The organism is Halomonas sp. 328 (assembly GCF_015645095.1).
Classification (GTDB): Bacteria; Pseudomonadota; Gammaproteobacteria; order Pseudomonadales; family Halomonadaceae; genus Bisbaumannia.
This window is the reverse complement of sequence record NZ_JADOTW010000023.1, coordinates 42976-66180: the sequence shown is the minus strand read 5'-3', so window position 1 is coordinate 66180 and position 23205 is coordinate 42976. Positions and strand designations below refer to the sequence as shown.

The 23205-nt window shown below is 69.0% G+C and carries 22 protein-coding genes and 1 tRNA gene; 14 read left to right on the top strand and 9 right to left on the bottom strand.

Annotated elements, in window-relative coordinates:
* Positions 1 to 159 precede the first annotated feature (159 nt).
* The 4 genes from proB to rplU all read right to left on the bottom strand — a co-directional run bounded on the left by proB (position 160) and on the right by rplU (position 3203).
* Positions 160 to 1299: a glutamate 5-kinase gene (gene proB / locus IHD13_RS12915; protein WP_195861448.1), complete on the bottom strand. Its 1140-nt coding sequence runs from the start codon at positions 1297 to 1299 to the stop codon at positions 160 to 162.
* An 11-nt stretch (positions 1300 to 1310) separates the two neighbouring features.
* A complete protein-coding gene (gene cgtA / locus IHD13_RS12910; protein ID WP_195861447.1) occupies positions 1311 to 2501 on the bottom strand; it encodes an Obg family GTPase CgtA in 1191 nt (396 codons plus the stop codon).
* Between the two features lie 99 nt (positions 2502 to 2600).
* Positions 2601 to 2858: a 50S ribosomal protein L27 gene (rpmA, locus tag IHD13_RS12905; protein ID WP_195861446.1), complete on the bottom strand. Its 258-nt coding sequence runs from the start codon at positions 2856 to 2858 to the stop codon at positions 2601 to 2603.
* 33 nt (positions 2859 to 2891) lie between these two features.
* Positions 2892 to 3203 (bottom strand): 50S ribosomal protein L21, encoded by a 312-nt coding sequence (gene rplU / locus IHD13_RS12900; RefSeq protein WP_195861445.1) that lies wholly within the window; start codon positions 3201 to 3203, stop codon positions 2892 to 2894.
* Between the two features lie 270 nt (positions 3204 to 3473).
* On the opposite strand from rplU, the gene ispB reads away from it, so the two are divergent.
* On the top strand, positions 3474 to 4448 hold the full coding sequence (gene ispB, locus IHD13_RS12895; protein WP_195861444.1) for an octaprenyl diphosphate synthase: 975 nt from the start codon (positions 3474 to 3476) through the stop codon (positions 4446 to 4448).
* 92 nt (positions 4449 to 4540) lie between these two features.
* Positions 4541 to 4617: transfer RNA gene (locus IHD13_RS12890), tRNA-Pro, on the top strand.
* A gap of 55 nt (positions 4618 to 4672) precedes the next feature.
* On the opposite strand, the gene IHD13_RS12885 is transcribed toward IHD13_RS12890, so the two are convergent.
* Complete coding sequence (locus IHD13_RS12885; protein ID WP_195861443.1) at positions 4673 to 4954, bottom strand: helix-turn-helix domain-containing protein; 282 nt, start codon at positions 4952 to 4954, stop codon at positions 4673 to 4675.
* A gap of 338 nt (positions 4955 to 5292) precedes the next feature.
* Here IHD13_RS12885 and IHD13_RS12880 point away from each other — a divergent pair, with 338 nt between their 5' ends.
* A complete protein-coding gene (locus tag IHD13_RS12880; RefSeq protein WP_195861442.1) occupies positions 5293 to 5721 on the top strand; it encodes a hypothetical protein in 429 nt (142 codons plus the stop codon).
* Here IHD13_RS12880 and IHD13_RS12875 read toward each other — a convergent pair.
* Both IHD13_RS12875 and IHD13_RS12870 read right to left on the bottom strand, forming a co-directional pair.
* Positions 5718 to 7259, bottom strand: a complete 1542-nt coding sequence (locus IHD13_RS12875) for a phospholipase D family protein (protein WP_195861441.1) — start codon at positions 7257 to 7259, stop codon at positions 5718 to 5720. The genes IHD13_RS12880 and IHD13_RS12875 overlap by 4 nt on opposite strands.
* On the bottom strand, positions 7260 to 7493 hold the full coding sequence (locus IHD13_RS12870; RefSeq protein WP_195861440.1) for a hypothetical protein: 234 nt from the start codon (positions 7491 to 7493) through the stop codon (positions 7260 to 7262).
* A gap of 125 nt (positions 7494 to 7618) precedes the next feature.
* Between IHD13_RS12870 and IHD13_RS12865 the strand changes: the two genes are divergently transcribed.
* Both IHD13_RS12865 and rapA read left to right on the top strand, forming a co-directional pair.
* On the top strand, positions 7619 to 8413 hold the full coding sequence (locus tag IHD13_RS12865) for a TlpA family protein disulfide reductase (RefSeq protein WP_195861439.1): 795 nt from the start codon (positions 7619 to 7621) through the stop codon (positions 8411 to 8413).
* A 245-nt stretch (positions 8414 to 8658) separates the two neighbouring features.
* A complete protein-coding gene (rapA, locus tag IHD13_RS12860) occupies positions 8659 to 11592 on the top strand; it encodes an RNA polymerase-associated protein RapA (protein WP_195861438.1) in 2934 nt (977 codons plus the stop codon).
* Between the two features lie 71 nt (positions 11593 to 11663).
* Here the strand turns inward: rapA and IHD13_RS12855 are convergent, their stop codons facing one another.
* A complete protein-coding gene (locus IHD13_RS12855; RefSeq protein ID WP_195861437.1) occupies positions 11664 to 12566 on the bottom strand; it encodes a TIGR01777 family oxidoreductase in 903 nt (300 codons plus the stop codon).
* A gap of 106 nt (positions 12567 to 12672) precedes the next feature.
* On the opposite strand from IHD13_RS12855, the gene IHD13_RS12850 reads away from it, so the two are divergent.
* The 9 genes from IHD13_RS12850 to IHD13_RS12810 all read left to right on the top strand — a co-directional run bounded on the left by IHD13_RS12850 (position 12673) and on the right by IHD13_RS12810 (position 21295).
* A complete protein-coding gene (locus tag IHD13_RS12850; RefSeq protein WP_195861436.1) occupies positions 12673 to 13674 on the top strand; it encodes an NAD(P)/FAD-dependent oxidoreductase in 1002 nt (333 codons plus the stop codon).
* A 13-nt stretch (positions 13675 to 13687) separates the two neighbouring features.
* The gene (locus tag IHD13_RS12845; protein ID WP_195861435.1) at positions 13688 to 14059 is read left to right on the top strand and encodes a sirohydrochlorin chelatase; all 372 of its coding nucleotides are present in this window, start codon (positions 13688 to 13690) and stop codon (positions 14057 to 14059) included.
* Positions 14056 to 14961, top strand: a complete 906-nt coding sequence (locus tag IHD13_RS12840; protein ID WP_195861434.1) for a MerR family transcriptional regulator — start codon at positions 14056 to 14058, stop codon at positions 14959 to 14961. Before IHD13_RS12845 ends, IHD13_RS12840 begins: the two co-directional genes overlap by 4 nt.
* Positions 14962 to 14991: 30 nt before the next feature.
* On the top strand, positions 14992 to 16410 hold the full coding sequence (gene phrB, locus IHD13_RS12835; RefSeq protein WP_195861433.1) for a deoxyribodipyrimidine photo-lyase: 1419 nt from the start codon (positions 14992 to 14994) through the stop codon (positions 16408 to 16410).
* 25 nt (positions 16411 to 16435) lie between these two features.
* Positions 16436 to 16876, top strand: coding sequence for a nuclear transport factor 2 family protein (locus IHD13_RS12830; RefSeq protein WP_195861432.1), 441 nt, complete (start codon positions 16436 to 16438; stop codon positions 16874 to 16876).
* A 62-nt stretch (positions 16877 to 16938) separates the two neighbouring features.
* Complete coding sequence (locus IHD13_RS12825; RefSeq protein WP_195861431.1) at positions 16939 to 17748, top strand: SDR family NAD(P)-dependent oxidoreductase; 810 nt, start codon at positions 16939 to 16941, stop codon at positions 17746 to 17748.
* A 192-nt stretch (positions 17749 to 17940) separates the two neighbouring features.
* Entirely contained in the window at positions 17941 to 19263 is a 1323-nt protein-coding gene (locus IHD13_RS12820) for an NAD(P)/FAD-dependent oxidoreductase (protein WP_195861430.1), read from the top strand.
* Entirely contained in the window at positions 19260 to 20030 is a 771-nt protein-coding gene (locus IHD13_RS12815; RefSeq protein ID WP_195861429.1) for a DUF1365 domain-containing protein, read from the top strand. Before IHD13_RS12820 ends, IHD13_RS12815 begins: the two co-directional genes overlap by 4 nt.
* A complete protein-coding gene (locus tag IHD13_RS12810; protein WP_195861428.1) occupies positions 20027 to 21295 on the top strand; it encodes a class I SAM-dependent methyltransferase in 1269 nt (422 codons plus the stop codon). The genes IHD13_RS12815 and IHD13_RS12810 overlap by 4 nt, the downstream gene beginning before the upstream one ends.
* A gap of 27 nt (positions 21296 to 21322) precedes the next feature.
* Here IHD13_RS12810 and IHD13_RS12805 read toward each other — a convergent pair whose 3' ends face one another.
* The gene (locus IHD13_RS12805; RefSeq protein WP_195861427.1) at positions 21323 to 23191 is read right to left on the bottom strand and encodes a putative bifunctional diguanylate cyclase/phosphodiesterase; all 1869 of its coding nucleotides are present in this window, start codon (positions 23189 to 23191) and stop codon (positions 21323 to 21325) included.
* Positions 23192 to 23205 lie beyond the last annotated feature (14 nt).

Below are 23205 nucleotides of genomic sequence, written 5' to 3'. Positions count from 1 at the left end.
AAATCTTGGTAACTAGTTGACCGAGCTGGGCTTTCGTCGAGATCCCAACCGGTTTGGCCGGCGTTGATCGTAATCGCCACCACGGGCCGTGTCTGAGAGGATGGCGCATTCTAGCATGTCAAGTCCGGGGTTGCCATCACCCGACGCATGCCCCCGGGGCTACAACACCACCAGGTTATCGCGGTGGATCAGCTCCGGGGCTTCCATGTAGCCGAGAATCGCCTCGATCTGGTGACTGGGCTGGCCGAGCAACTGCCGCGCCTCGTCGGCGCCATAGTTGACCAGCCCCTTGGCCACCCGCTCCCCGGCCTCGTCCACGCAGACCACCATGTCGCCGCGCACGAACTGGCCGGAAATCGCCTTGACCCCCACCGGCAGCAGGCTGGAGCCGCGGCTGCGCAGCACCTTCACCGCCCCGGCATCCAGGGTCAGGTGACCGCGCACCTGCAGCTGCCCCGCCAGCCAGCGCTTGCGCGCCGCCATGGGTGCCTGCTCCGGGCGCAGCAGGGTGCCCAGGCGCTCGCCGCCCACCAGCCGCGTCAGCACCTCGGGCTGGCGACCGCTGGCGATGGCGGTGACCGCCCCGGAGCGCGCCGCCAGTTGGGCCGCGCGCACCTTAGTGATCATGCCGCCGCGGCCCAGGGCACCGCCGTCGCCGGCCATGCCGGCCAGGCGCGGGTCGTCGGCACGCCCCTCCTGGATCAGCTGGGCCTCGGGATCATGACGGGGATCGGCGTCGAAGAGCCCCTCCTGATCGGTGAGGATGATCAGCGCCTCGGCCTCCAGCAGGTTGGCCACCAGGGCGCCCAGGGTGTCGTTGTCGCCGAAGCGGATCTCGTCGGTGACCACGGTGTCGTTCTCGTTGATCACCGGCACCACCCGCAGCCCCACCAGGGTCCGCAGCGCCGAACGGGCATTGAGGTAGCGCTTGCGATTGGAGAGGTCGTCATGGGTCAGCAGGATCTGGGCGGTGAGCAGCCCATGGCGGCCAAAGTGCCCCTCGTAGCATTCGGTGAGGCCGTTCTGCCCCACCGCGGCGGCGGCCTGCAGCTCGTGCACCGCCGAGGGCCGGGCCTGCCAGCCCAGGCGCACCATGCCGGCGGCCACCGCCCCGGAGGAGACCAGCACCACCTCGATGCCACGGCGGTGCAGCTCGGCGATCTGGTCCACCCAGCCGCCGATGGCCGCCTCGTCCAGGCCACGGCCGTCATTGGTCAGCAGCGCGCTGCCGATCTTCACCACCACCCGCCGGGCGCCCGCCAGGGCCTCGCGCCCCGGGGCCTGCTCCTTGACCGTCATCTCAACCCGTCCTACTGCACGTATTCGACGTCGACATCATAATCGTCATCGTCGAAGTCGTCGTCATCATCATCCGTGTTGCGCTTGCGCTTGCGACCCAGGCGCTCCTCGGTGCGCGCCACCGACTCTTCCTCCATGCGCTCACGCATCTGCCGCTCGCGCTCGGCGGCCGCCTCGTCCTCGTTCTCGAGACGGCGCTGCTCGGTGAGCCAGCGATGCACCGCCTGAACCAGGGCATCGGTGCCCTCGCCGGAGATCGCCGAGATGCGGAACACCGGCCCTTCCCAGGCCAGCCGCGAGAGGATCTCCTCGGCCACCGCCTCGCGCTGCTCCTCGGGGAGCAGGTCGAACTTGTTGAGCACCAGCCAGCGGGGCCGCTCGGAGAGCGCCGCGGAGAACTGCTCCAGCTCGTGGACGATCGCCTCGGCGGCCTCCACCGGGTCGGACTCGTCAAAGGGCGCCACATCCACCACATGCAGCAACAGCCGGGTGCGGGTCAGGTGCTTGAGGAAACGCAGCCCCAGGCCGGCCCCCTCGGAGGCGCCCTCGATCAGTCCCGGCACGTCGGCCATCACGAAGTGCTCGTGGGGACCGATCTTCACCACGCCCAGGTTGGGCACCAGGGTGGTGAAGGGGTAGTTGGCGACCTTGGGCTTGGCGGCGGAGACGGCGCGGATCAGCGTCGACTTGCCGGCATTGGGCAGGCCCAGCAGGCCCACGTCGGCCATCACCTTCATCTCCAGGCGCAGGTTGCGGCGCTCGCCCTCGGTGCCCTTGGTGGTCTGCCGCGGGGCCCGGTTGGTGGAGGACTTGAAGTGGATGTTACCGAGCCCGCGGCGGCCACCCTGGCCCACCAGCACCACCTGGCCGGCCTCGGTGACATCGGCGATCACCTCGAGGGTCTCCTCGTCGATCACCGTGGTCCCCACCGGCACCTTGACATGCAGGTCGTCGCCGGCCTTGCCGCTCATCTGCCGGCCCTGGCCGGGCTGGCCGTTCTGAGCCTTGTAGAAGCGCTGGTACTTGAAGTCGATCAGGGTGTTGAGGGCATCGTCACCGATCAGGTAGACGCTGCCGCCGTGGCCGCCATCGCCGCCATCGGGGCCACCCTTGGGCACGTACTTCTCGCGCCGGAAGCTCAGGCAACCGTTACCGCCCTTGCCGGCTTCGACGATGATCGAGGCTTCGTCGACGAACTGCATCTGTCACTCTCCTGGCGGCCGCTGCCGCCCCGCCGCCATCATATAAGTACAAGAAGGCCCCGCCTGGGCGGGGCCTTCCTAACACAGGTTCGGGCGGTCTCAGGCGGAGACGACGCTGACGAACTTGCGGTTCTTCGGACCCTTGGTCTCGAACTTGATCACGCCTTCGTCCAGGGCGAACAGGGTGTGATCCTTGCCAACGCCCACGCCGGTACCGGCATGGAACTTGGTGCCGCGCTGACGGACGATGATGTTGCCCGGCTTGACGACCTGGCCACCGAACAGCTTGACACCAAGGCGCTTGGATTCTGAATCACGGCCGTTCCGCGTGGAACCGGCAGCCTTCTTATGAGCCATTGCAAATACCTCGCTCTAGGGGGATTGGACCGCTTAGGCGGAGATCCCGGTGATCTTGACTTCAGTGAACCACTGACGGTGGCCCTGACGCTTCATGTGGTGCTTGCGGCGACGGAACTTGATGATGGTCACCTTGTCGCCACGGCCGTGGGAAACGACCTCGGCGGAGACCTTGGCACCGTCGACCAGGGGGGCGCCGACCTTGACGTCGTCGCCATCGGCAACCAGCAGCACCTGGTCGAAGTCCAGGGTTTCACCGGTGGCCACTTCCAGCTTCTCGAGCTTCAGGGTCTGGCCTTCCTGAACGCGGTACTGCTTGCCACCGCTCTTGATCACTGCATACATGGGCTTTCTCTCCAGTTACTCATCGGGCTGTGCTCTTCATCGGCCTGCTTCGAGTGGCGCCCCTTCCGGCAGCCATCTGACAGGGAGCGTGATGAGTCGGGTCGCGGATTATAACGGCAGTCAAGCCTTGACACAAGCCGCAGGCCGCGCGACGCCTGGCTTGACGCCCATCCACCCCCTCCATAGCATTAGCCCCACCCAAGGCCGGTCTACATCGCACATCGTCACCCCCTCGGCCCCACCCTCTCATCCGCGACAAGCCCAACACTCATGCAGCCAACCGCATCGCCCATCCATGCGGCGGTGGCAGAAGATTTCGCCGCCGTCAATCGCACCATCCAGGCCCAGCTGGCGTCCCGCGTGCCCCTGGTGGAAACCATCGGCAACTACATCACCGAAAGCGGTGGCAAACGCCTGCGCCCCCTGCTGGTGCTGCTGGCGGCTCGCTCCCTCGGCTATCAAGGGGAGCAACACATCACCCTGGCCACCCTGATCGAGTTCATGCACACCTCCACCCTGCTGCATGACGACGTGGTGGACGAGTCTCATATGCGTCGCGGCAAGGCCACCGCCAACGACGCCTGGGGCAATGCCCCTTCGGTGCTGGTGGGCGACTTCCTCTACTCCCGCTCCTTCCAGATGATGGTGGAACTCGGCTCCATGGAGGTGATGCGCATCCTCTCCGGCGCCACCTGCATCATCGCCGAGGGCGAGGTACTGCAGCTCACCAACGTGGGCAACCCGGACGTGGACGAGGCCGCCTACTTCGAGACCATCCAGGGCAAGACGGCGATGCTCTTCGAGGCCGCCTCCCATACCGGCGCCATCATCGCCGGCGCCACCCCGGAGCAGGAAACGGCGCTGCAGCATTATGGCCGCTACCTGGGCCTGGCCTTCCAGTTGATCGACGACCTGCTCGACTACCAGGGCGACGCCGAGGCCATGGGCAAGAACGTCGGCGACGACCTGGCCGAGGGCAAGCCCACCCTGCCGCTGATCCAGGCCATGGTGGCGGGCAGTGCCGAGCAGGCCGAGGTGATTCGCCAGGCGATTCGCCAGGGTGGCCTGGAGCGCCTCGACGAAGTACTGGCCATCGTCGAGGCCACCGGCGCCCTGGACTACACCCGGGCCCGGGCCGAGGAGATGGCCGCCCTCGCCCTGGCCCAGCTCGACGCCCTGCCGGAGAGCCCCTACCGGGAGAGCATGGCGCGGCTGGCGCGCCTGGCGGTGGAACGCAAGACCTGAGTCAGGCAACGAAGAAGGAGCCGCCGCGATGCTTGCATCGCGGCGACGAATGCGTATAATGCGTCTCCGTTGAGGCGCCAGCCCCAACGCGTCGGAGTATAGCTCAGCTTGGTAGAGCGCTGCCTTCGGGAGGCAGAGGTCGTAGGTTCGAATCCTGCTACTCCGACCAGAATTCAGAAAAAGCCCGCTCAATGAGCGGGCTTTTTTGCTTTTGCTGATGACTCCTAACACCGAGGCCGACGCACCAGGGTCAGGTGCAGGCCGAACTTGCCGAACAGCTGCTGCAGGGTATCCAGGGTGGGGTTGGCCTTATCCTGCTCGATCAGCCGCAGGGTCGTCGGCGACAGGCCGCAGGCCTTGGCATAGGCCGGCTGGGTCATGCCCAGCAGATCACGGCGTAGCCGCTTGAGGGCCTGCCCCAGGGTCAACTCACCGCTGGCCAGCTCGGCCTCGAGCTCGGCGAAGAAGCGCTCCCGCTCCTCCAGTGTCATGGACTTGCGCTTCATACCAGCCCCACCCCCGCTAAACGCTCGGGTGGCGCCTCGAGCCGCAGGGTCATGGCGCGATACCAGGCCTCGATCTCCAGCTCGATGGGGACATCGGTGCGCACCTTGGGCTTCATCACATCTCCAGCAACAGTTTACTGTCGTCCGGCGGGGCTTCAGGGGAGGAAAACAACACTATACTGCATAAAAAAACCGACAGCACCTTAGCTTACGACAGTATAGTGTTGTTTTTTGGAGAGCGATAAGCCCTGCCAATCGGCGCCATGGGCAGAATCCAAGGGCCGAATCTCCGTGACTGGTTCAGACTGGGAGTATCGCCGTCGGCCGGAGGTGTCTCCATGCAACGCCTGTCCCTGGATGATGCGGTACTGCGCCTGCAGACGCTGGGCCCCATGGAACAGTTCTGCACCAAGGTGCTGCGCCTGCCGCTGATCCTGCGCACTGCACGCAGCGCCATCTTCGAGCTGAGCACCGACGAACGCGGCCACACCCAGGTGCTGATGCTGCTGGAGGACACCCCGGAGCCCAGGCCCCGCGAGCTGACCCTGGAGGTGAGCGAAGACGAGTTCCCCGCCACCTGTGGCCAACTGACCCGGCACGGTGCCCGCCTCTTCGAGAGCGAGGGCAGCTATGCGCCGGGCTGCGCCTGGCGCATCCTCCACTGCACCCTGCCGGAGGGTCACCGTCTGCGAGTGATCACCATCGATCCCACCCGATGCGCTCCGGGCATGCACCGGGGAATAGGCACGCCCGGGCCGGGCCGCTAGAGCAACGACTCCATCCCCGGCAACCGCCCCAGCCAGGCCCCCAGGCGCCGCCAGATGCCGGCGGGCTCGCGCCGCCAGACCTGCGGGTGATCGCCGTTCATGGCATGCCAGGAGAGGCCGCCGTCATCTGCCTGGCGCACCTCGAAGCTGAGTGCCGGGCTCATGCCCAGCTCGGCCAGCGCCCAGAGTTCGGCATTGAGCTCGGGGCTCTCGATCAATAGCCCCACCTCGGTGTTCCACCACAGGGAACGCGGGTCGATATTGAAGCTGCCGACGAAGAGCCGGTCCGTGTCGAAGGCCATGGCCTTGATATGCAGGCTGGAGTCCGAGGCCCCGGGCAGCCCCAGGCTGGCACCGTCCTCGCCATCGGGGCGCAGCTCGAAGAGGCGTACCCCCTGCTCCAGCAAGGCCGGTCGGTAGCGGGCATAGGCGCCATGCACCGCGGGGATGTCCGTGGCCGCCAGGGAGTTGGTGATCACCGTGGTTTCCACCCCCGCCTCGGCCAGCTCGACCAACCCCTCGACTCCCGCCCGGGTCGGCACGAAGTAGGCGGAGATCAGCAGCAGGCGCCCCTCCAGGGCGTGGCGACGCGCCAGGAGCTCGCCGGCCAGGGTCTGGTCGAGGCTGGGACGACCCGCTTGCCGCACCTTGCCCGGGTCGTCCCAGAGCGCCTCGCCATGGGCCCAGGTCAGATGCCCGACCAGGAAGCGTTCCGGCGACTCGGCGTAGCGCTGCTTCAGGGCCAGGAAATAGGGGTTATCCTCCCGCTGAGCGGCCAGCCAGGCCTCCAGCTCCTCTCGCAGGGTGCGCCAGGCCCCGGGCTCCGCCGTGGCGAAGCGCGCCAGAGGCTGGGCCAGGGGGTGACGCCAGAAGCTGTCGAAGCTCGCCGAGAGATCACCGACAATGGGGCCGGCGGCCAGTACGTCCAGGTCGGCGAAGTTGCGCTGCTCGTCGGCATCGAAGTACTCGTCGCCCAGGTTGCGCCCGCCGGTGATGGCCACGGCGTTGTCCACCACCCACAGCTTGTTGTGCATGCGCCGGTGCTGGCGATCGAAGTCGACTCCCATCATCAGGCCGCGGGTCAGCAGGTTGCCGCGCCCCCGCAGCAGCGGATTGAAGAGGCGGACCTCCACCCCCGGATGGCTGTCCAGGGCCGCCAGGTAGGCCTCGCTACCGAGGCTGGCCAGGTCATCCAGCAGCAGACGCACCCGCACGCCCCGCTCCGCCGCCTGCAGGGCTCGCTGCATCAGTACCCGGCTGGTGATGCCGTCATCGGCGATATAGCTCTGCACGTCCAGGGTGCGTTCCGCCTGGTCGAGCAGGGCGGCGCGCACGGCGAAGGCCTCGCCGCCCCGGGGCAGCAGCCGAAAGCCGCTGCGCCCCTGGCGGGCCGCCGCCTCGTCGAGGGCCCACTCGCCGAGGCGGGTGGTCGCCACCTCATGGGGCGGCAATGCCATGGAGGCGGTGCGGGTGACCGCCGGCGGAATACAGCCCGTCAGCAGCAGTGACAGCAGGAGCAGGAAGGCGAGGCGGGACATCTAGTCGTCGTGCTCGCGACGGGCCGCATCGTGGCGCTTGCGCCACTTGTTGCGGCGATAGAGTCGCGCCACCGCGATCACCAGGGCGAAGGCCACCATCACTGCCAGGGTCACGCCCTGCCAGTAGCGGGCCCCCTCCTCCATCAGGGTGCCGAGGGTGATGATCAGGATAAAACCGATGGCCTGGCTGGCAATGGCCAGGGCGCGCAGGGTATCGAAGGCCGGCTTGGCCATGCACAACTCCCGTCGATGATGAGTGACAGCCCCCCTCCCGGGAAGTAGGCTGCTAGCGAAAAGCCACCCATTGTAGCGCGGCCGACGGCGGCCGCCGAGCCCAGCCCTGGAGCCCTCTTCTCGTCATGGATGCCATCGCCCTCGGCCCCGTCCTGCTCTCTCTGCCCCGCCTCTACGCCATCGCCGCGACCCTGCTCCTGCTGGCGGCCAGCGCCTTCCTGCTCGGCCTGCCCCGAGCCCTGCATGCCCGCTGGTTCAACGGGCTGCTGCTGAGCTGGCTGATCGGGGCCCGCCTCGGCCATGGCCTGATGCACTGGGAGGCCTATGCGGCGGCGCCCCTGGACCTGCTCAAGCTCTGGCAACCCGGCTATCACGGCCTCTGGGGCCTGTTGGCGGCGCTGATCTGGAGCGCCTGGGTACTGCGCCATCGGGTGGTGCCCATGGGCGGCGCCATGCTGCTGCTGGTGGGCAGCTCGGCGCTGTGGCTGGCCCTGGTCACCTGGCAGCCCGGCGCCAAACCGCTGGCGGTACAGGCGCTGCCCGACCTGACCCTGGAGCGCATCGATGGCGAGCCCATCGACCTGCGCTCCCTGGCCGGTGAGAAGGTGCTGCTCAACCTCTGGGCCACCTGGTGCCCGCCCTGCCTGCGGGAGATGCCGCTGCTGGCCGAGCTGGATGCCCGGGAGGGAATCACCGTGGTGGTGGCCAACCAGGGCGAGGACCTGCTCCAGGTGATGCGCTACCTCGACGACCAGGCGCTCGAGTTCCGCTACGCGCTACTCGACCCCTACCAGGAATTGATGATGCGGGTGGAGTCGCCGGGGCTGCCCACCACCCTGCTCTTCGATGCCGAGGGGCGCACCATTCAACACCATGTCGGCGAGCTCACCCGCGCCCAGTTGGATCGCTGGCTACGCTAACCGGCGACTCGGCCTACCGCCTCGGGCGGCCCTCCGGAACCAACACCATGTCGGCGAGCTGACCCGCGCCCAGCTGGATCGCTGGCTGCGCTAGGCCTCCCCTGCCTCCTGGCCGGCCACTTCGGCAGCATCCGGCCTACAGCCTCGGGTGACTTTCCGGTACCATACCGCGCCCCGCCGCCCCCTCCGCGAGAGCCGGGCGGCGATGAGCCATTGGCAGCACCCTGTTGATCATCCGAGGCATCATGAGCGAATTCTCTCCCGGTCAGCGCTGGATCAGCGACGGCGAAGCCGAGCTGGGCCTGGGCACCGTCCTGAACTGCGATTTCCGCACCGTCACCGTGCTGTTCAGCGCCAGCCAGGAAACCCGAACCTACAGCGTGCGCCAGGCGCCCCTGACCCGCGTGGTCTTCGGCAGCGGCGACCGTATCCAGGCCGCCGAGGGCTGGTTCCTCACCGTCGACGACAGCAAGGAAGCGGGCGGCTTGATCATCTATATCGGCGAGGATGACGACGGCGAGCTGCGCGAGCTGCCCGAGGTGCGCCTGGCCGACACCATGCAGTTCAACCAGGCCCGGGATCGCCTGCTGACCGGCCAGGTGGACCGCAACGACTGGTTCGATCTGCGCTTTCGCACCCTGCACCACCATGCCCGCATCGAGCAGCACCCGGCCCTGGGCCTGGCGGGCCCCAAGATCGACCTGATCCCCCACCAGCTGTATATCGCCGAGGAGGTGGCTGGACGCCATGCGCCGCGGGTGCTGCTGGCCGACGAGGTCGGCCTGGGCAAGACCATCGAGGCGGGCCTGATCCTGCACCGCCTGCTGCTCAGCGGCCGCGCCGAGCGCGCCCTGATCCTGGTGCCGGACAGCCTGACCCACCAGTGGCTGGTGGAGCTGCTGCGTCGCTTCGCCCTCAGGGTGACCCTGCTCGACGAGCACCAGAGCCTGGCCCACGGCGACGCCAACCCCTTCGACAGCGGCCAGCTGGTGCTGGCCAGCCAGCAGTGGCTGTTCGCCAACCCCCACCGCCAGGCCCAGGCCGAGGCCTGCGACTGGGACCTGTTGATCGTCGACGAGGCCCATCACCTGGACTGGTCGCCGGAGCAGAGCGGCCCCGGCTACGCCTGCGTGGAGCGCCTGGCCGGCGCCATCGACGGGGTGCTGCTGCTCACCGCCACCCCGGAGCAGATGGGCGTGGCCAGCCACTTCGCCCGGCTGCGCCTGCTCGACCCGGAGCGCTACCAGAGCCTGGAGCGCTTCCAGGCCGAGGAGCAGGGCTATGTGGCGGTGGCCGAGGCGATCGACGCCCTGGAGCTGGAGACGCTCGACGCCCAGGCCCGGGACCGCCTCGGCGCCGTGGTGGATGACGCCGACAGCCAGGCCCTGGTGGCGCTGCTGGCCAACCCGGAGAGCGACGCCGACCAGCGCGCCCGGGCCCGGGCCCAGCTGCGCGAGCAGCTGCTCGATCGCCACGGCACCGGCCGGGTGATGTTCCGCAACAGCCGGCGCCACGTGGGCGGCTTCCCGGAACGGCGCCTGACCGTTACCCCCCTGGAGGCGCCCAGCGCCTACCGCCGAGTGCTGCGCAAGCTCGACCGGGACGAGGACTACCTGGACGAGCTGCTGATCGAGACCGGTCTCGATCACCCGGAGGTGCTGCTCTACCTGGACATCATGTACCAGGCCCTGGCGGACGATCCGCTGAATGCCGAGCCCTGGTGGCAGTTCGACCCCCGGGTCACCTGGCTGCTGGAGTACCTGGTGGAGCACGGCGACGACAAGGTGCTGGTGATCGCCCACGACAAGGCCACCGCCCAGGGGCTGGCCGAGGGCCTGCGGGTGCTGGGCGGGGTGCATGCCCCGGTGTTCCACGAGGACCTCTCCCTGGTGGAGCGGGACCGGGCCGCGGCGGCCTTCGCCGACGCCGAGGAGGGCTGCCAGGTGCTGGTCTGCTCGGAGATCGGCTCCGAGGGGCGCAACTTCCAGTTCTGCCATCACCTGGTGATGTTCGACCTGCCCCAGCACCCGGATCAGCTGGAGCAGCGCATCGGTCGCCTCGATCGCATCGGCCAGCGCCACCCTATCGAGATCCAGGTGCCGGTGTTCGCCGGCAGCCCCGGCGAGCGGCTGCTGCGCTGGTACCGGGAGGGCATGGACGCCTTCGGCGCGCCCCACGGCATCGGCAATGACCTCTTCGCCGCCTTCGGCGATGCCCTGGACGACGCCCTGCTCGACGACGAGAGTCTGGAGGAGGTGATCGCGGAGACCCGGGCGCTGTTCGAGAGCCGCCTGGCCGAGCGTGACGCCGGCCGCAATCGCCTGCTGGAGCTCAACGCCTGCCGCCCGGGCCGGGCCGAGGCCACCGCCGCGGCCATCGGCGAACTGGACGCGGACAAGGCCCTGCCCCGCTACCTGGATCAGGCGCTGGACATCTTCGGCGTCGATAGCCAGGAGCTGGGCGGCAAGATCCTGCACCTGCGCGCCGGCCCGCAGATGCTCGATGGCCTGCCGGGGCTGGTCAAGGGCGAGGAGGGCTTCTCGGCGACCCTGGATCGGGGCGTGGCCCTGGCCCGGGACGATGTCCAGCGCCTCTCCTGGGAGCACCCCCTGCTGCGCGAGATGATGGGGCGCATCCTCGACGGCGCCATGGGCAACACCGCCCTGGCCCTGCTCAAGCATCCGGCGATTCCCGCCGGCCGGGTGATGGCGGAGCTGGTCTTCCGCACCCACTGCCCGGCCCCCAGGAAACTGCATCTCAACCGCTTCCTGCCGGCCACGGCGGTGCGGGTACTGCTCGACGAGTCCGGCGCCAACCTCAGCGACAAGGTCTCCTTCACCGGCCTGGCCAAGAACCTGCAGAAGGTCAAGAAGGCGATGGCCCGTGACCTGATCAAGAGCCGCCACGAGCAGCTGCGCGAGCTGCTCGACAAGGGCGAGGCGGAGGCGGAGCGCGAGCTGCCCTCCATCGTCGAGGCCGCCCAGCAGCGCATGCGCGAGAGTCTCGACGGCGAGCTGGCCCGCCTCAGCGCCCTGGCCCGGCATAACCCGGCGGTGCGCGAGGACGAGATCCAGGCCCTGCGCGACGAACGCGCCGCCCTGGACGCCGCCATCGAGGGCACCCGGCTGCGCCTGGACGCGGTGCGGGTGATCGTCACCATCGATAACGAAAGCCGCTAGGGCGAACCCGAGAGACCACAACGCCGCGCCCCGGGATCGGGGCGCAGCGTTGTCGTAATGGGCCCCCGGTCCTAGCCGAGAATCTCCGCCAGGGCCTGCTCCAGGGCCGGGTACTCGAAGGTGAAACCGGCCGCCTCGAGGCGGTCGGGGCGCATGTCCGCCCCGGTCAGCAGGAGGTCGGCCATCTCCCCCAGCGCCAGCTTGAGCACGAACGCCGGTGCCGGGAAGATCGCCGGGCGCTTCAGCTGCCGCGCCAGGGCCCGGGTGAAATCGGCGTTGCGCACCGGGGTCGGGGCGCTGCCGTTGAAGGGGCCGTTCAAGTCTTCCCGAGTCAGCAGGAACTCGATGGCCCGCACCAGGTCGAGGCGATGAATCCACGGCATGAACTGCCGGCCGTCACCGAAGCGCCCCCCCAGCCCCAACTTGAAGGGCGGCAGCATCTTGGCCAGGCTGCCCCCGTCGCGGTCCAGCACCAGGCCGGTGCGCAGCAGGGCCACCCGCACCCCCAGAGGCTCCGCCTCCCGGGCCGCTGCCTCCCACTGGCGACACAGCCGGTGGGCGAACTCGTCGTGGGGCGACGTCTGCTCGTCGACCCGGGTATCGCCCTGGTCGCCGTAGAAGCCCATGGCCGAGCCGGAGACCAGCACCCGGGGGGCGGCCTGCTGCTCCGCCAGCCGTTGGCAGAGCGCCACCAGGTCCCGGGTGATCGTCAGACGGGAATCGACGAGGCGGGCCTTCTGTGCCTCGCTCCAGCGCTTGCCGGCGATGGACTCCCCGGCCAGGTTGATCAGCGCTTCGGGGCGGGCCGGCTCGGCCTCGGCCACCCGCGCTATCACCTGTACCTCGGCCGGCAGCACCCGGCGTGCCGCCTGGGGGTCCCGCGACACCACCCATAGGTCGTGCCCCGCCTCGACCAGACGCCGACACAACAGGCGGCCGACGAAACCGCTACCCCCGGTGATCAGAATGCGCATGCCACTACTCCCTGAGCCGAAACAAGTTATACAATGATTGTACGGTTTTGTTAGTCTAGCCGATATGGCCACGCTGCCACCCATTCACTGCCGCCGGAAACGCGCCATGTCCTCCATCGCCATTATCGGTGCCGGTCTCGCCGGCCTCGCCTGCGCCAGGGCCCTGAGGGAGAGAAAGTTCGACGTCACCCTGTTCGAGAAGGCCCGAGGCCCTGGCGGACGCCTGAGCAGCCGTCGCCTGCCCGAGGCCGTCGTCGATATCGGTGCCCAGTACTTCACCGCCCGTCACGCCGACTTTCGTCAGGCAGTGCATGACTGGCAGGCCTCGGGGCTGGTGGCCCCCTGGCCCGAGGCGCTGTGGACGCAAGAGGGGCAGGACGCTGCCCCGGGGGCGGACGGCATGCCGCGCTACTGTGCGGCACCACGCATGAGCGCCCTGAGTCGTCACCTGGCCGAGGGGCTGAGGATCCACGCCCAGACCCGCATCCAGGCCCTGCACCACGACGGCCAGTCCTGGTGGCTGGAGAGCGATGGCGGCGAGCGCTTCGGCCCCTTCGTCGCGGTGGCGATCAGCGCCCCGCCTCCCCAGGCCCAGGTCCTGGTGGCGGGCCACGATGCCGAGCTGGCCCGGGCCTGCGGCGAGATCGAACAGCATGCCTGCTGGGCCGCCTATGCCCTGCTCGATTCACCGCTGCCGGTGGCCTGGCAGGCGCTGCGGGTCGAGCGGGGACCGCTGGCCTTCGTCGCCCGCAACCCGACCAAGCCGGGCCGCGAGCCCCAGGGCGAGAGCCTGACCCTCCATGCCACCCCGGCCTGGAGCCGCGCCCACCTGGACGCGTCTCCCGAGGCGGCCGCCACCGCCCTCTTCGATGCCCTGGCGGCTATACTCCCCGCCTCGGCCCGGCCCGAGACCCCGCGCCTGCTCGACGCCCACCGCTGGCGCTACGCCCGCCCCGCGCGCGCCGCCGAAGGCCCTGGCTTCCGCCTGCGCCAGGATGGCCTGGCCCTGTGTGGCGATGGCTGGGCGGGAGGCCGGGTGGAAGATGCCTGGCGCTCCGGCCACCATCTGGGCCGGGCCCTGGCCGAATTACGGCTCCCCCTTCGCTGATTGGAGGCACCCGATGTCCCACGCCCTGATCCTGCTTGCCCACGGTTCCCGCGACCCGCGCTGGCAAGCCCCCTTCGCCGCCCTGGCCGAGACCCTCGGCCAGCGCCTGACCACGCCACTGCGCCTCGCCTATATGGAGCTCTGTGAGCCCTCCCTGGAGGCCAGTGTGGCCGAGCTGGCCGAGGCCGGCATGACCCGCATCGATATCCTGCCGCTGTTCTTCGCCGCCGGTCGACACCTGCGCGAGGACGTGCCGGGCCAGGTAGCGGCGCTGGAGACACAGCATCCCGAGCTACGACTCTCGCTGCTGGCGCCGGTGGGCGAGCACCCCGCCTTCACCGAGGCCCTGACCACCATTATTCACGAGCGTGCGAGGTCGTCATGACGCTACAGGCCACTCACCCCAGCGACACCCCGCTCTACCCGATCCGCGAGGTCTCCCGCCTCACCGGCGTCAATGCCGTGACCCTGCGCGCCTGGGAACGCCGTTACGGGCTGATCCGCCCTCAGCGCACCCCCAAGGGACACCGCCTCTACACCCGCGAGGATATCGAGCGTATCGAGCGCATCCTGCAGTGGCTCAATCGTGGCGTGCCGGTCAGCCAGGTCACCGAGCTACTCGACCAGCCCGAGCGGGTCGAGGCGCCGGCCCCCGGCGCCGGCGACTGGCCCGAACAGCGCCAACAGATGGCCGCCGCCGTGGAGAGCCTCGACCTGGAGCGCCTGGAGGCGCTCTACCAGCAGGCCCTGGCCCTCTACCCCATGGCCACCTGCCTGGAAGAGCTGCTGACACCGGTGGTGGCGAGCCTGGAGGAGGGCTGGGAGGAGCAGCTGGGGGCCTGCCTGCAGCGGCGCACCCTGGAATCCTTCCTGCGCACTCGGGTCGGCACCCGCCTCTACCATGCCAACCGCGGCAATAACGGCCCCTGGCTGGTGATCAGCCACCTGCCGGAGGCCAAGGGACCGCTGTGGGACCTGCTCGCCGCCCTGGCCGCCAGCGATGCCGGCTACCGGGTGCACCTGCTCGACGGCCCCCTGCCCATCGGCGAGTGGCCCCTCGCCACCGAACGCCTCAAGGCGGTGGCCCTGGTGCTGTGCAGCGGCCAGGCGGAGCGCGCCGACCTGGTGCGCCGCCAGTTGCCGCGCCTGGCGGAGCAGCTCTCGGTGCCCCTGGGGCTCTGCGGTCCGGTGGCGCGCATTCGCGCCGCCGAGCTGGAGGCCACCCGGGTCGTCCTGTTGGGCGAGACACCCCAGGCCGCCATACAGGCGCTGGGCGAGCAACTCTAACTATGCGATGCCTGAAAACAAGGAGGTTGAATGTCCGCCGCGCCCGTCCTGGTCTGGTTTCGCAACGACCTGCGCATCGACGATCACCGCGCCCTGGCCGCGGCGGCCCGCCAGGGCCCCGTGGTGGGCATCTTCCTGCACTGCCCCGGGCAGTGGCGCGCCCATGGCCACGGCGCCAACCGCCTGGACTTCCTGCGCCGCGGGGTCAGCGCCCTGGCCGATGACCTGGGCGGCCTCAACATCCCCCTGCTGCAACGGGACATCGGCGATTTCACCGCCGCCCCCGACGCGCTGAGTGACATCGCCGCGACGCTCGGTGCCAGACAGCTGCACTTCAACCACGACTATCCGCTGGACGAGGCCGGCCGCGACCGCGCCGTCACCCGGACCCTGGAGGCCCGCGGCGTGGAGGTGACCGGCCACCATGACGGCGTGGCCTTCGCCCCCGGTGAGCTGCTGACCGGCCAAGGGGAGCCCTACAAGGTCTTCACCCCCTTCAGCCGCGCCTGGCACCGCCACCTGGACGCCGAACGACTGGCGCTCTCGCCCCGGCCCCGGGTGCAGGCGCCGCTGGCCATCGAGGGCGAGCCCCTGCCACCGCTCCCCGCCATGCCAGACGAGCCGGTGGTGGGCAGCCGCTGGCCCGCCGGCAGGCGGGCCGCCGAGGAGCGGCTCAGCCGCTTCCTGCGCTATCGCGGGCGCCACTACAAGACCCAGCGTGACTTCCCCGCGGTAGCCGGCACCAGCGAGCTCTCGCCCTACCTGGCCCTCGGCATGCTCTCCCATCGCCAGTGCCTGCAGGCGGTATTGGCGGAGAACCATGGCCAACTGGCGGAGGGAGACGCGGGCCTGGCGACCTGGGTCAACGAGCTGGTATGGCGGGAGTTCTATCGGCATATCGTCGCGGCCTTCCCGGCGGTCTGCCGCCACCGTGCCTTCCAGCCGCATACCGAGGCGCTGGCCTGGCGGGACGACGAGCCAGCCTTCCAGGCCTGGTGCGAGGGACGCACCGGCTACCCCATCGTCGATGCCGCCATGCGCCAGTTGGTCACCCACGGCTGGATGCACAATCGACTGCGCATGATCACCGCCATGTTCCTCAGCAAGCACCTGCTGATCGACTGGCGCCGCGGCGAGGCCTTCTTCATGCGCCACCTGGTGGATGGCGACTTCTGCGCCAACAACGGCGGCTGGCAGTGGGCCGCCTCCACCGGCACCGATGCCGCGCCCTACTTCCGTATCTTCAACCCCACCACCCAGTCGAAGCGCTTCGACCCGGACGGCCAGTTTATCGCCGACCTTGTACCGGAGCTGTCCAAGGCCACCCCCAAGCAGCGCCACGACCCTTCCGAGGCGACACGCCGCACCCAGGGCTACCCCGCCCCCATCGTCGATCACAAGGCCGCCCGACAGCGCGCCCTGGATGCCTTCTCCGCCCTGCAGCGCTGACCTACCGTCGATCCCCGGAGGCCCGATGAGCCCTGACCCCAGCCTGGAGGCGTTCTGTGCCTTCTTCAACAAGCTAGACAAAAGCTATACAAAAAACCTCTACAGGGTTTACACTGAAGACGTGGTCTTCACCGACCCGGTGCATCAGGTCGAGGGGCGCGAGGCGCTGGAAGCCTACTTTGCCAGCCTCTACGACAAGGTCATCGACTGCCGCTTCGACTTTCATGAGCGCCAGCGCCAGGGCAACAGCGCCTTCGTGACCTGGCTCATGACCCTGAAGCATCCGCGCCTGGCCGGTGGACGCCCCATTCGGGTCGAGGGGTGTTCGCACCTGACCTTCAGCACCACCGACCCGGCGCGGGTCTGCCGACATCGCGACTACTTCGATGCCGGCGCCATGCTCTACGAGCATCTCCCGCTGCTGGGCCCCGGGGTGCGTTGGGTGAAACGCCGACTCGCCGACTGAATCCACTCGCTGCCCGGTTGCGTATCAGCGAGTGACGCTGATCCGACGCAGGACGGGGAGCCATGAGCAGATCCAAGACGACACGCCGCATCTGGTTGACCGGAGCCACCTCGGGAATCGGCCTGGCCCTGGCTCGCCAGTGGCTCGAGGCCGGCCACCGGGTCGCGCTGAGCGCCCGTCATGCCGAGGCCCTGGCCGAACTGGCCGCCCCCTACCCCCAGGCACTCTGCCTGCCCCTGGATGTCGCGGACCGGGAAGCGGTTCACGCCGCCGGCCGCCACCTCGAGTCGGCCTTCGGTGGCCTAGACTGGGCCATCCTCAATGCCGGCACCTGCGAATACCTGGATCCCCAGGCCTTCGACGGCGCCCTGGTGGAACGGGTCTTCGCGCCCAACCTCTTCGGTGCCGTCTACTGCGTGGAGGCGGCCCTGCCGCTACTGCGCCGGGCCCGTGACGAGGGCGGCGCTCCCCTGCTGGCCGCCACCTCCAGCGCCGCCGCCTACCTGCCCCTGCCGCGGGCCGAGGCCTACGGGGCCTCCAAGGCGGCGCTCAGCCACTTCCTGGAGTCCCTGCGCCTCGACCTGGCCGCCGAGGGCATCGACGTCAGCCTGATTCATCCCGGCTTCGTGCGCACTCCCCTCACCGACCGCAACGACTTTCCCATGCCATGCCGTGTCGAGCCCGAGGCCGCCGCGCGACGCATCGTCACGGGCCTGGAGGCGCACCGCCTGGACATCCACTTCCCGCGCCGCTTCACCCTCTGGCTCAAGCTGCTGGGCAGCCTGCCCGTCGGCCTGAGATACCGCCTCGGCAAACGCCTGAGCCGCTCTCCGTCTCACTCATCGGGCTCATCACCGGAGCGTCGCCCATGACTACTCGCTTCGCCCCTGAGATACCCCGAGCCATGGGCAAACGCCTGAGCCGCTCTCCGGCTCACTCATCGGACTCATCACCGGAGCGTCGCCCATGACCACTCGCTTCGCCCCTGAGATACCCCGAGCCATGGGCAAACGCCTGAGCCGCTCTCCGGCTCACTCATCGGACTCATTACCGGAGCGTCGACCATGACCACTCGATTCGCCCCCGAGGCGCCCCAGCATATCGCCGTGGTCGGCAGCGGCATCGCCGGCATGGCCGCCGCCTGGTACCTCTCCAGCCGCCATCGCGTCACCCTCTTCGAGGCCGACCGGCGCCTCGGTGGTCATACCGCCACCATGGACGTCAGCCTCGACGGGCGAGACTACGCCATCGACACCGGTTTCATCGTCTTCAATGACTGGACCTACCCCCATTTCCAGCGCCTGTTATCACGGCTGGACGTGGCCACCCAGCCCACCGAGATGAGCTTCTCGGTGCACGAGATCGGCGCCGACTTCGAGTACAACGGCCATACCCTGGGCTCGCTCTTCGCCCAGCGCGGCAACCTGCTGCGGCCACGCTTCTATCGGCTGCTGGCGCAGATCCTGCGCTTCAACCGCCAGGCGGTGCGCGACCTGGAGCGGGGCGACCTGGCCCCCGACCTGACCCTGGGCGACTACCTGACGGCCAACGGCTATGGGCGCGACTTCCAGCGTCGCTACCTGCTGCCCATGGGGGCCGCTATCTGGTCCGCCAGCCTGGGGGACATGCGCGACTTTCCGCTGGCCTTCTTCCTGCGCTTCTTCCGCAATCACGGCCTGCTGTCGATCCATGATCGCCCCCAGTGGTACACCCTGGTGGGGGGCTCACGCAGCTATATCCCGGCACTCACCGCCCCCTATGCCGAGCGCATCCGCCTGGCCACCCCGGTGCAGGGCATTCGGCGCCAGGCCAACGGCGTCCAGGTGCGTTCGGCGGCGGGGCTCGAGCATTTCGATCAGGTGGTGCTGGCCTGCCATGCCGATCAGGCCCTGGCGCTGCTCGAGGACCCCAGCCCGGCGGAACGTGGGGTACTCTCCGCGCTGCCCTACCAGGACAACGAAGTGGTGCTGCACACCGACACCCGCCTGCTGCCGCGGCGGCGGCGCGCCTGGGCCAGCTGGAACTACCGCCTGGATGGACGCAGCGAGGCGGCACGGGTCTCGGTCACCTACGACATGAATATCCTCCAGCGCCTGGAGGCGCCGCACACCTTCTGCGTGACCCTCAACGACACCATCAGCATCGACCCGGCCAGGATCCTCGGCCGCTACCGCTATGCCCATCCCCAGTTCACCCTGGCCGGTGAGGCGGCCAAGGCACGCCACGCCGAGATCTCGGGGCCCGAGCGCCACACCCACTTCTGTGGCGCCTACTGGCGCAATGGTTTCCATGAGGATGGCGTCTGGAGCGCCCTGCGGGTCGCCGAGGCGCTGGGCTGCCGGGAAGAGGACAGCCCCCGCCACGATCCGCAGGAGGCCCTGGCATGATTCCCAGCGAACGGCTGCGGTCGCGAATCTACCGGGGCGAGCTGCGCCATCGCCGCTTCCTGCCCCGCCACCACGCCTTCACCTACCGGCTATGGATGGCCTGGCTGGACCTGGCCGAACTCCCCGAGCTATTCGATGAGGTCCCCGGCTTCAGCGCCCGCGGCCCGGCCCTGGCGCGGTTTCGCCGCGAGGACTACCTGGCGCCCCCCGATCTGCCCCTGGATGAAGCGGTGCGCCGGGCCCTGCGCCAGCAGCTGGGCGAGGCCCCCGATGGCCGCATCTGCGTGCTCACCCAGTTGCGCACCCTGGGCAGCGGCTTCAATCCCATCACGCTCTACTACGCCTATGACGCCGCGGGGGAGCTCCGCGCCCTGCTCGGCGAGGTGACCAACACGCCCTGGGGCGAGCGCACCACCTATGCCTGCCGGGTATCGCCGCAACGCCATCAGCACCGCGCCGACTTCGCCAAGGCCCTGCATGTGTCGCCCTTCCTGCCCATGGGGATGCGCTACCAATGGCGCTTCAATACGCCCGGCGAGCGCTTGCTGATGCATATGGAGAACCACCAGGCGGGGGAGTGTCACTTCGACGCCACCCTGACCCTCAGTGCTCGCCCCGCCACCCGCGGCGCCCTGCTGGCCACCCTGGCCCGTCAGCCGCTGATGAACCTCAAGACCCTCGCCGGCATTCACCTGGAAGCGCTGCGCCTCTGGCTCAAGGGCGTTCCGGTGCATGACCACCCTCAGCGCAAGGAGACCTCCCAGTGAATACATGGCGAACCGCCGAAGAGCGCCCCTCACCGAGCCGCGATGACCGCCTGGGCCACTGGCTCAAGACCCGCCTGCTGAAGCAGCTGGACCGCCTGGAAGGCGGTCAGTTGACCCTGGTAGAGGGAGACCGCCGCCACCCCCTGGGGCGCGGCGGCCCCCTCCAGGCCACCCTGGTGATCCGCGAGCCACGGGCCTGGCGGCGCCTGGCCCTGGGCGGCACCGTGGGGGCGGCGGAGGCCTATATGGACGGTGACTGGGAGTGCGACGACCTGGTCAGCCTGGTGCGCCTCTTCGCCAGCAACCTGGAGCGAGTCAATGGCGAGCTCGAGACCGGCAGCGCACGGCTGGGGCGCTGGCTGCTCGGCGCCCTCCACGGCCTGCAGCGCAATAGCCTCAAGGGGGCTCGGCGCAATATCGCCGCCCACTACGATCTGGGCAACGACCTCTTCGCCACTTTCCTGGATCGACAGCACTGGATGTACTCCAGCGCCGTCTTTCCCCATCCCGAAGCGAGCCTGGAGGAGGCCTCGACCCACAAGCTCGACCTGCTGCTGGAGCACCTCGACGTGCGCCCCGAGCATCACCTGCTGGAGATCGGCACCGGCTGGGGCGGCCTGGCCATCCATGCCGCCAAGACCCGGGGCTGTCGGGTCACCACCACCACCATCTCCGAGGAGCAGTACGCACACACCGCCAGGCGCATCGTCGAGGAGGGGCTGGAGGAGCGCATCACCCTGCTCAAGCAGGACTATCGTCAACTGGAGGGACGCTTCGACCGCCTGGTGTCGGTGGAGATGATCGAGGCGGTGGGCCACCAATACCTGGAAACCTACCTCGCCACCCTGGACCGCCTGCTCAGCGACGACGGCCTGGCCATCCTTCAGGCGATCACCATCCGCGATCAGCGCTTCGAGGCCGCCAAGCACGAGATGGACTTCATCAAGCGCTATATCTTCCCCGGGGGCTTCCTGCCCTCCCATGGCGCCATCCTCGACGCCATGCGACGGGCCAGCTCCCTCAATGTGCTGAGCCTGGACGAAATCGGCCCCCACTATGCACGCACCCTGAGAGAGTGGCGCCAGCGTTTCGAGGCCAACCTCAAGCGGGTGCGGGCCCTGGGCTATGACGAGCGGTTCATTCGCATGTGGCGCTACTACTTCTGCTACTGCGAAGGGGGCTTCCTGGAGCGCAGCATCGGCACCTGCCATCTGCTGCTGGCCAAGCCGGGGGCGCGGCCGACACCGCTGCTGGGCGCCCCCTGATGGGGCGGGCCGGGCGGCCCGCCTAAGTCAGCGGGCCTCGATGGCCTGCTTGAGGGATGCGGGCTGGGGAGGAGCGCTAGGGGGCGCCAGCCAGGTCGCCTCCACGTCCGAGGCCGCCATCGGCCGCGAGAACATGAAGCCCTGGACCAGGGGACAGCCATGGCTGGCCAGGAACTCCAGCTGGGGCCGCTCCTCCACCCCCTCGGCGACCACGTCCAACCCCAGCCCCTCGGCCATGGCCAGCACCGCGGCGACGATGGCGGCATCGGCCTGATCCTCCGGCAGGGAGCGCACGAAGGCGCGATCCAGCTTGAGCTTGTCCACCGGCAGCTTCTTGAGATAACTCAGGGAGGAGTAGCCGGTGCCAAAATCGTCGATGGCGATCTGGTGGCCCCGCTCCTGGAGGGCCGCCAGGCGTGGGTAGATGTCTCCCGCCCGTTCGTCCAGCAGCACCGACTCGGTGAGCTCCAGCCCCAGCAGCCGGGGCGGCACCTTGAACTCGGTCAGGCAGGCGGCCAGCTGTGCTTCCAGGTCGCCCTGGATCAGCTGCAGGGCCGAGATATTGACCCATACCGGCACCGCCGGCATGCCGGCTCGCCGCCAGCCGGCGAGCTGGCCTACCGCCTGCTCGATGACCCAGCGTCCCAGGGAGACCATCAGGCCATGGCGCTCCGCCAGAGGAATGAAGTCCGCCGGCGAGACCATGCCCAGTTCCGGGTGGCGCCAGCGCAGCAGCGCCTCGAAGCCCACCAGCTCGCCGTTGTCGATGCGGTGCTGGGACTGGTAGTGCAACTCCAGCTGGGTGCTGGTGGCGAGGGCATTGCGCAGGGCATTGACCAGCGCCAGCTGGTGATCCCCCGCCACGTCCAGGGCCGGCCGGAAGCGCTGATGCTGATTGCGCCCGTGGCGCTTGGCGGTATAGAGCGCCGACTCCAGGCGCTGGAAGAGCACCCCGGCGTCGCGACCATCCTCCGGGGCCCGGCAACTGCCGATGGTCATGCCCAAGCGCAGGGTCTGCCCCTCCAGTTCGAAGGGCATGCCCAGGTGATCGCGCAGCTCCGCCACCCAGCGGTCGTGATCGTCGTAGGTGGTGGTGCGCATCACCAGGAACTCGTCGCCGCCGATTCGCCCCACCACGCCGCCGGCCACCTGGCGCGCCAGGCGCTGGGCGAAGCTGGCCAGCAGGCGGTCGCCCTTGTCGACCCCCAGGGCATCATTGACCGACTTGAAGGCGTCGATATCGATCAGCGCCATGTCCAGCGTCTCGCCGGCCCGCAGGGAGCGCAGCCGCGAGCCCATCAGGTCGTTCAGGCGGCGGCGATTGGGCAGCCCGGTCAGCGGGTCCTCGAAGCCGATACGCTGCAGGTCCTGCTCCCGCGCCTTGTGGCGGGAGATGTCGGTGAACAGGGAAACGTAGTGGGAGAGGCGCCCCTTGGCGTCGGTCTGCACCTGGACCCGCAGCCACTCCGGATACTGGTCGCCATGCTTGCGACGACTCCACACCTCGCCCTCCCAGCGCCCCTGGCCCTGGAGGGCCTGGCGGAAGCGCTCGTCGAAAGCCTTGTCCTGGCGCTCGGAGGCGAGCATCGACATGGGCTTGCCCAACACCTCCTCGGCGCTATAGCCGGTGATGCGGGTAAAGGCGGGGTTGATGGCGACGATGCGGTTATTGGCGTCGCAGATCACCACGCCGTCGGCGGAGAGCTGCAGGGCGCTCTCCAGCAGCTGGCGGCGCTGCCCCTCCTTGCCGACCTGCCGCCACAGGTCCACCAGGCCCAGCAGCATGATGACCATGGCGGCCAGGCGCAGCCAGAGGTTGGGCAACCAGCCGATGGCCGCCATGGCGATCAGGCCACCCCAGATCAGGGGGCGGTCGAGAGAAAAACTAGGCCACATAGGATCGACCCGGC